6 protein-coding genes and 1 pseudogene are annotated in these 7,922 nt (G+C 74.9%); 4 read left to right on the plus strand and 3 right to left on the minus strand.

Annotation, left to right across the window (positions count from 1 at the left end; translation table 11 throughout):
• Positions 1–132 (minus strand): annotated as a pseudogene (locus tag E1283_RS27315) (phosphoserine transaminase); the annotation flags it as partial.
• Positions 133–476: 344 nt separating this feature from the next.
• Between E1283_RS27315 and E1283_RS27320 the strand changes: the two are divergent.
• Positions 477–1,286: an SGNH/GDSL hydrolase family protein gene (locus E1283_RS27320; protein ID WP_132820829.1), complete on the plus strand. Its 810-nt coding sequence runs from the start codon at positions 477–479 to the stop codon at positions 1,284–1,286.
• Between the two features lie 3 nt (positions 1,287–1,289).
• On the opposite strand, the gene E1283_RS27325 is transcribed toward E1283_RS27320, so the two are convergent.
• Positions 1,290–2,624 (minus strand): SWIM zinc finger family protein, encoded by a 1,335-nt coding sequence (locus tag E1283_RS27325; protein ID WP_132820830.1) that lies wholly within the window; start codon positions 2,622–2,624, stop codon positions 1,290–1,292.
• The gene (locus E1283_RS27330) at positions 2,621–5,533 is read right to left on the minus strand and encodes a DEAD/DEAH box helicase (RefSeq protein ID WP_132820831.1); all 2,913 of its coding nucleotides are present in this window, start codon (positions 5,531–5,533) and stop codon (positions 2,621–2,623) included. The genes E1283_RS27325 and E1283_RS27330 overlap by 4 nt, the downstream gene beginning before the upstream one ends.
• Before the next feature lie 279 nt (positions 5,534–5,812).
• Here E1283_RS27330 and E1283_RS27335 point away from each other — a divergent pair, with 279 nt between their 5' ends.
• From E1283_RS27335 to E1283_RS27345, 3 genes are all read left to right on the plus strand, one after another.
• A complete protein-coding gene (locus E1283_RS27335) occupies positions 5,813–6,910 on the plus strand; it encodes a fatty acid desaturase family protein (RefSeq protein WP_132820832.1) in 1,098 nt (365 codons plus the stop codon).
• Between the two features lie 162 nt (positions 6,911–7,072).
• A complete protein-coding gene (locus E1283_RS27340) occupies positions 7,073–7,255 on the plus strand; it encodes a hypothetical protein (RefSeq protein ID WP_132820833.1) in 183 nt (60 codons plus the stop codon).
• Positions 7,256–7,394: 139 nt separating this feature from the next.
• Entirely contained in the window at positions 7,395–7,787 is a 393-nt protein-coding gene (locus tag E1283_RS27345) for a roadblock/LC7 domain-containing protein (protein ID WP_132820834.1), read from the plus strand.
• Positions 7,788–7,922: the final 135 nt, after the last annotated feature.

Raw genomic sequence — 7,922 nt, forward strand, 5'->3', positions numbered from 1 at the left:
GTCGAGCCACGGGGCCTTGCTGGCGGCCTTGGCGAACTTCGAGGAGAACTCCCCGAACGACAGGTGCTGCGACTTGGCCTCGATCAGGCCGTGCGTCGCCACGTCCCAGAAGGCGGTGGAGCCGCCGGTGCCGGGGGAGGGGTTCTCGTAGTAGGGCAACCCGTCGTCAACTGGCCGGATGGGCATGCGTCTCCTCTGGCGGGGTGGTGGCCGACGGCGACCTGGCCGGTGGTGTTGGAATCCGTGCGACCGTGTTCGATCACGCTAGAACGGTGCGCGGGCTTTCGACAACCCCTGGGGAAAGTCCGGCCCGCGCCCGGCGGGCACACGGGGCGCGTCGTCGGACCGGGGGCGCGCCGTCGCGTCGCGTGCGTCCGCTCTGTTAATCGTCGGTAACATCCTTGGCATGAGCACAACTTGGTGGGGGTAGTGCGCTGATGAACCGACGACGCACCGGTACCCCACAGGGAGCCGCCATGAGACTTCGCCGCTGGGCGACGACGGCCGCCACCGCGGCCCTCGTCATCGGCGTCACCGCGCTCGCCCCCGCGTCCGCCGCCCAGGAACCCTCGGCGGCCGCCCCCACCTCCTACGTCGCGCTCGGCGACTCCTACTCCTCGGGGGCCGGTGCCGGCTCCTACGACGACGCGAGCGGCGACTGCCGACGCAGCGCCGTCGCCTACCCGGAGCTCTGGGCGGACGCCAACTCCCCCGCCTCCTTCGACTTCACGGCCTGCGCCGGCGCCCGCACCGACGACGTCGTCGAGGACCAACTCGGCCCGCTCGACGCCGACACCACCCTGGTGACCCTGAGCATCGGCGGCAACGACGCCGGCTTCGGCACCACCATGCAGGCCTGCGTGCTCTCCGGCACCAGCGCCTGCCTCGGCGCCGTGGCGACGGCCAACGCCTACATCACCGACACCCTGCCGGGCCAACTCGACACCACCTACCGGGCGATCCGCGACCGGGCACCCAACGCCGAGGTCGTGGTGCTCGGCTACCCACGCCTCTACCAGTTGAACGGCACCTGCCTCTTCGGCATCAGCGAGGAGTCGAGGGCGGCCGTCAACGGCGCCGCCGACAACCTCAGCGAGACGATCGGCAAACGCGCCGCCGACCACGGCTTCACCTACGGCGACGTGCGGCCGGCCTTCACCGGCCACGAGATCTGCTCGACCGACTCGTGGCTGCACAGCCTGACCCTGCCCGTCGGCGACTCGTACCACCCCACCGCCACCGGCCAGCGCGGCGGTTACTACGCGGTCCTCGAGAACCTGGCCTGACGGTCAGTCGGCGGCCGGGCCCGGCTCGCCCGGCCGGCCGCCGACGTCGTCGTCGGCGCCCGCGCGTGCCACGGCCAACGCCGCCGCCGGGTCCCGCTCTCCCCGACCCGTCGGCCACCAGTGCCCGGCGTGCTTCCGGTACGGCCACCAGCGGCCGTCGGGGCCGAGCCGGAGCTGTATGCCCTTACCGACCACGGTCCAGTGGTCGCCGGTCCCGCGCAGCGCCGGGCGTGACTCCTCGTCGGCCCACGCGGCGGCCAGCCGCTCCCTGGCCCGCCGCCGCTCGGGCCCCTCGGGCGCCGTTTCCCGCCCGCCGTCGACCGTGGCCAGGGCCGCGGGACCGCCGAACCCCCAGGCGCGCACGGCGATCTCCAGGGCGCGCGGCGTGCGCCCGCAGCCCCGGGCCAGCCGGCCGACGACCGCCGCCGGCGGCCCGCCGGCCGCCAGCCGCACCGCGTCCTCCCAGACGCTCAGCGGCGCCGGCGGCACGCTGGCGGCGTGCCCGGGCGCCAACGCCTCGGCCAGCAGCCTGGTGGCCCGCGTGGCCGTGTCCTGGGCGATGAACTCCAGCGCCCCGACGTCGAGTCCGCCCTCCGGCGGGGTGTCCGTGCGCAACGAGGGCACGGTGCCAGGCGACCCGACGGCCGGTGGCGGCGCCGGCGGCGGGGGCACCGCCTCGGCCCAGACCTCGACGGCCGGGACGCCGGGCGACGCGGGCTCCGCGGCCGGGGCGGCGCGCGGTGTCCGCTCGGCGTGCGCCGCGCTGCGCCGCTGGAGCTCGTCCGTCAGGCCGCGCTCGCCGCGACCGCGCAGCAGCAGCAACAGGAAGGGGTCGGTGTCCAGCAGCCGCGCCACCTGGTAGCAGAGGGCGGCGGTGTGCGCGCAGTGGTCCCACTCGCCGCACTCGCACTCCGGGTCGAGGTCCCCGATGCCGGGCAGCAGTTCGACGCCGGCCGCCTCCGCGTCCGCCACCAGCTGCGACGGCATGTCCCGGTCGAGCAGCGCGGCTATGTGCCCGGCCTCGCCGGCCACCGTGCGCAGCAGCCGGTCCCACTCCGCGTCCGTCAGCCGCCGCAGCAGCACGTCCGCCCGGTACGAGGCGCCGTCGGCGTCCCGCACCACCGCCGTCAGCCGGCCGGGCCGCACCGAGACCGCGCCGACCGCCCCGCCCCGCGCGGCCCGCCGCCCCTGGCGCAGCCGCGCGGTGTCCAACGCGGTGTCCTCCAGCGCCTTCAGCCAGCTCAGCCCCCACCAGGTCGCGGCGAAGCCCCGACCGGCGATCGGCGGCAGCGCCGCGAGGACCAGTTCCTCGGCGGCCTCGTCCGCGGCGCCGCTCATCGTCCGTCCTCCTCGGTGACGCCTGGGCCGCGCAGGGCGACGAGTTCGGCGAGCTCGGCGTCGCCCAGCTCGGTGAGCGCGCCCTCGCCCGCGCCGAGCACGGCGTCCGCGAGGGCGCGTTTGCGCCGCAGCAGTTCGGCGATCCGGTCCTCCACGGTGCCCTCGGCGATCAGCCGGTGCACCTGTACCGGGCGGTCCTGCCCGATCCGGTACGCGCGGTCCGTGGCCTGGGCCTCGACGGCCGGGTTCCACCAGCGGTCGTAGTGCACCACGTGCTCGGCCCTGGTCAGGTTGAGCCCGGTGCCCGCCGCCCTGAGCGACAGCAGGAACACCGGAACCTCGCCTGCCGAGAAGGCACGCACCATCTCCTCCCGGCGCGGCACCGGGGTGCCGCCGTGCAGCAGCAGGCTCGGCACCCCACGGTCGGTCAGCCGACGCCCGATCAGCCGCGCCATCCGCACGTACTGCGTGAAGACCAGCACGCTGGCGCCCTCGGACAGGATGGTGTCCAACAGCTCGTCGAGCAGCTCCAGCTTCCCCGACCGCCCCGGCAGCCGCGGCTCCTCCTCCTTCAGGTACTGCGCCGGGTGGTTGCAGATCTGCTTGAGCGAGGTGAGCATCTTCATCACCAGACCGCGCCGCGCCAGGCCGTCGGCCCCGGACACGGCCGCCAGGCCCTCGCGCACCACGGCCTCGTAGAGCCCGGCCTGCTCCACGGTGAGTGCGACGGCCCGGTCGGTCTCCGTCTTCGGCGGCAGCTCGGGCGCGATGCCCGGGTCGCTCTTGCGGCGGCGCAGCAGGAACGGCCCGACCAGCCGGGCGAGCCGCTCGGCCGCCGCCGGGTCGGTGCCGCCCTCGACGGCGTCGGCATGGCGGGCGCGGAACGTGCCGAGGCGCCCGAGCAGCCCGGGCGTCGTCCAGTCGAGGATCGCCCACAGCTCGGTGAGGTTGTTCTCCACCGGGGTGCCGGTGAGTGCCACCCGGGCCCGGGCCGGGATGGAGCGCAGCCGCCCGGCCGTGGCCGAGAACGGGTTCTTGACGTGCTGGGCCTCGTCGGCGACCAGCAACGACCAGTCGGCCGCGGCGGCCAGCCGTTCCGCGTCGAGCCGCATGGTGCCGTAGGTGGTGAGCACGAACTCGCCCTCGGCCAGGTCGCCGAGGTCGCGGGAGGCGCCGTGGTGACGGCGTACCCGGGTGCCGGGGGCGAACGCGCCGATCTCCCGCTGCCAGTTGCCGAGCAGCGAGGCGGGGCAGACCACCAGCGTGGGCCCGGCGGTCGCCGGGTCGAGCTGGCGGTGCAGGTGCAGGGCGATCAGCGTGATCGTCTTGCCCAGGCCCATGTCGTCGGCGAGGCAGCCCCCGAGGCCGAGCGACGTCATCCGGTGCAGCCACCCGAGGCCGCGGAGCTGGTAGTCGCGCAGGGTGGCGGCGAGCGCCCGGGGTTGTGCGACCGGCTCGCGGTCGGCGGCCTCGGGATCCGCCAGCCGGTCCCGCAGGGCCGCCAGCGGCCCGACCGCGGTGACCTCGAACCGCTCGCCGCCGTCCTCGGCGCTGCCGGTGAGGGCGGCACCCAGCGCGTCCAGCACCGACACCTTGCGGTCACGGCGCTCCCTGGCCCGCCGCAGCTCCTCGGGCGAGACCACCACCCACCGGTCGCGCAGCCGCACCAGGGGCCGGCCGGACTCGGCCAGCCGGTCGAGCTCCGCCCGGGTCAACTCGACGTCCCCCAGGGCGAACCGCCAGTCGAACGCGAACAGGGCGTCCGGCGAGAGCACGCCGGAACCCGCCGACTCGGGCCGCGCCGGACCGTCGTCGCCGACCACCGCGCGGGCGCTGAGCCGGCGCACCAGGTCGCGCGGCCAGTGCAGTTGGACGCCGGCGGCCTCCAGGGCCCGCGCGGTCGGGAGGTCGAGCAGCTCCGCCAGCTCCTCGTCCGCGAGGTCGACGGCGTCCGGCACCGCCGCGGTGAGCAGCGGCCGCAGCGGCTCCCAGGCCGCCGCGGCCCGCCGCAGCGTGAGCAGGGCGTCGGTGCGGGCGCGCGGGCCGAAGGCGCCGGTGGTCGCCCGGCCACCGGACCACAGTTCGGCCGCGTCCGTCACCGTGCCCGGCTCGCCGAGGCTGTGCAGCTGGACCACGGCGCGGAACCGGGGGGCCGAGTCGCCGGCGGGCTCGGTCGCCTCGACGCGCAGCGAGAGGCGGACGCCCGCGTCGTGGCCGGCGGCGACCGCCGTGGCCCAGGCGCGCTGCTCGGGCAGCCGGCGCGGCTCCGGGGCCGTGAACGCCGGCCCGCCGGCGGCCAGGGCGGCGGCGGGGGTGCGCGGCAGGGTGTCGGCGACGGCGTCGAGGAAGGCGCGCAGCAGCGGCTCGGGACGCGGGAGCAGCAGCGGGTCGGGTGCGTCGGCCGGGGCGGGCAGCGGCACGGCGCGGGCCGACGGCGGCATCGTGGCGGCGAGTTCGGCCAGCCGTGTGGCGTCGGCGGCGTCCAGTGGGCCGAGCCGCCAGGCGTCGTGGTCGGCGGCGCTCAGACCGGGCAACAGACGGCCGCGGGCAGCCAGTTGGAGGGCGAGCACGGCCGCGCCGCCCCAGTAGGCGGCGGTGGAGCCGGTACCGGCGGCCCGGGCACGGGTGAGGACGGGGAGCGCGGCGCGCACCGGAAGGACCACGGCTCGGACCGTGCGCGCCAGGACCGCCCCTCCCGCCGCGCCCTCGGGCAGGGCCACCGTCAACGGCTCGGTGGCCAACTCCCCGAGGGCGGGGGCGACCTCGTCCCGCCGGTCGTGCTCGTCGGCTTCGAGGTCGGCGGGGAAGAAGGCGACCCGGGAGTCGCGGGGCGGGTCGGCCGGCAGGAAGACGGCCGCGTGATGGACGAGGGCGGAGATCTGGGCGGGTGACGCCGGGCTCGCGGTCACAGCGCTGGAAGTCTCCTCAAATTTGACTAGCTCGCGGTGCGCGGCCGAGGGTACCTCATCGCGGAACCGATGCGGAAACCCGCGCCCCGGGCGCCCCCCGAGCGGCCCGCGGGCTCGCCGCTCGGGCACGCCGCGAGCGCTCGGCCGCACCCCCGCCGGTGCGCCCCCGGTCGCGCAGGGGGGCTAGGTACACCATGGACCGGGTGCTGCGGCCATGGCCCTGGAGGGCCCTCGCTACCTAGCGTGAAGGGCGTCCAGCCAACCGCATCCGGAGACCTCATGAGCCCATTCCCGGCACCGACCGCCGAGCGTTCCACCGCCCCCGCCGCCTCCGGCGGCATCGAGGGCGAGTTCCCGCCGCTGCTGCGGCAGATCAAGGGACAGGGCCTGCTGGACCGCCGCCGCGGCTGGTACGCGGTGGGCATGGCGGTCAACGCGCTGGCCATGGCGGCCGTGGTCACGGCGGTGCTGCTCGTCGGCGACACCTGGTGGGTCCTGCCGCTCGTCGTGCCGTTCGCCCTCTTCTCCACCCGCACCTCCTTCTACGGGCACGACGCGGGCCACGCCCAGATAGCCCGCACCCGTCGGTTCAACCGACTGCTCGGCCTCGTCCACGGCAACCTGCTGCTGGGCATGAGCTCCGCCTGGTGGAACGACAAGCACAACCGGCACCACGCCAACCCGAACCATCTCGACAAGGACCCCGACGTCGGGGTCGGCGTGATGGTGTGGGCCGAACACCAGGCGGAGAAGCGCGTCGGCTTCGGCCGCTGGCTCACCCGCCACCAGGCCCGGCTCTTCTTCCCGCTGCTGCTCCTGGAGGGCATCGCGCTGAAGGTCGCCAGCGTGCAGATGGTGCTCTCGGGCAAGGGCTGGGAGCGCCAGGGCCGGGCCCGCGGCGTCGAGGCGGCGCTGCTCGTGCTGCACTTCGCGGCCTACGCCGCGCTGCTGCTGACCGCCATGTCGCCGGGGAAGGCCGTCGTCTTCGCGCTGATCCACCACGCGCTGTTCGGGCTCCACCTGGGTTCCGTCTTCGCGCCGAACCACAAGGGCATGGAGATGCCGGACCCGGACGGGGAGCGCTGGGGCCACCTGCGGCGGCAGGTGCTGACCTCGCGCAACGTGCGCGGCGGGCCCGTCACCGACTGGCTGATGGGCGGGCTCAACTACCAGATAGAGCACCACCTCTTCCCCAACATGCCGCGGCCGCACCTGCGGCTGGCCCGCCCGCTGGTGCGGCACCACTGCCGGGAACTCGGCGTCTCCTACGCCGAGACCGGGCTGCTCGACTCCTACCGGCAGGCACTCGGCCACATGCACCGGGTCGGCGCCCCGTTGCGCGCCGCGAAGCGGGGGGAACGGGGACCGCGGGGATAGCGGTGCCCGCGGCGTTCGACCGGCCCGTCGGGGGGTGGGCCGGTCGGTCGTGATCCGCCGCCACCTGCCGGCCGGTGGGAACCGGACGGAACGGTGGACACTGGATATACGTTTCATCGTGCGGGCGGCCGGCCGGTCGCCCGCAAGCGAGGAGGTGGCGAGATGTCCCGTGGCGCCAAGGTCGCGGTGGGTGCGGTAGGCGTGGGGCTGCTGGTCTGGATCCTGACCAACTTCTGGATCGCCCTGCTGGTGATGGTCGGCGTCCCGGCCGCCGCGTACCTGTTGCTCGATCCGGCGCAGCGGCGCCGGCTGCGGCGGGCCGGCCGCAAGGAGCTCGGTCGCTGAGGCGGTACCCGGTGGCCGCACTGACCAGAGGAAACGGTACGGTCCCTTCCGGATAGCGGTACCGCACGGATGGTTGCCGACGGCCTCGTACTGGGGAAGGCTGACACAGCAGTCGCCTTACGAGAAGGGGGAGCTGGGGATGGCACTGAGCACCACGCTCGACTGGTTGTTGGACGACCTGGCGCAGCGCCTGCCACGGGTGCGGCACGTGCTGCTGCTGTCCAGCGACGGACTGGTGACCTCGGTCAGCCGGGGCCTGAAGCGGAGCAGCGCCGAGCATCTGGCGGCCGTCTCCTCCGGCCTGCACAGCCTCGCGAAGGGGGTCGGCGAGCACTTCGGCAGCGGCGGGGTGCGGCAGACCATGATCGAGTTCGACGACGGTGTGCTGTTCGTCACGGCCGCCGGGGACGGCAGCTGCCTCTGCGTGCTGGCCGGGGCCGACGTGGACGTCGGCCAGGTGGGGTACGAGATGACCCTCCTGGTCAACAAGGTGGGCGAGCACATGGGGCTCTCCGCGAGAGACCTGAACTGACCGCGGCTGCCGAATCGTTCACTCTGGGGAGTTGAATCATTACTCAGGGTTGCCTTCTGGGGGTTGGGCGCCTACTCTGATAACAGAGAGTAGTCGTCATGTTCCGAGGAGGCCCCCGTGTCCACCATCCCGCCC

Source organism: Streptomyces hainanensis, from assembly GCF_004348415.1.
Lineage (GTDB): Bacteria > Actinomycetota > Actinomycetes > Streptomycetales > Streptomycetaceae > Streptomyces > Streptomyces hainanensis.

Coding starts and splice junctions, on each gene's coding strand:
- E1283_RS27320 (WP_132820829.1), top strand. CDS start 477: ATGAGACTTCGCCGCTGGGCGACGACGGCCGCCACCGCGGCCCTCGTC.
- E1283_RS27345 (WP_132820834.1), top strand. CDS start 7,395: ATGGCACTGAGCACCACGCTCGACTGGTTGTTGGACGACCTGGCGCAG.
- E1283_RS27325 (WP_132820830.1), bottom strand. CDS start 2,624: ATGAGCGGCGCCGCGGACGAGGCCGCCGAGGAACTGGTCCTCGCGGCG.
- E1283_RS27335 (WP_132820832.1), top strand. CDS start 5,813: ATGAGCCCATTCCCGGCACCGACCGCCGAGCGTTCCACCGCCCCCGCC.
- E1283_RS27340 (WP_132820833.1), top strand. CDS start 7,073: ATGTCCCGTGGCGCCAAGGTCGCGGTGGGTGCGGTAGGCGTGGGGCTG.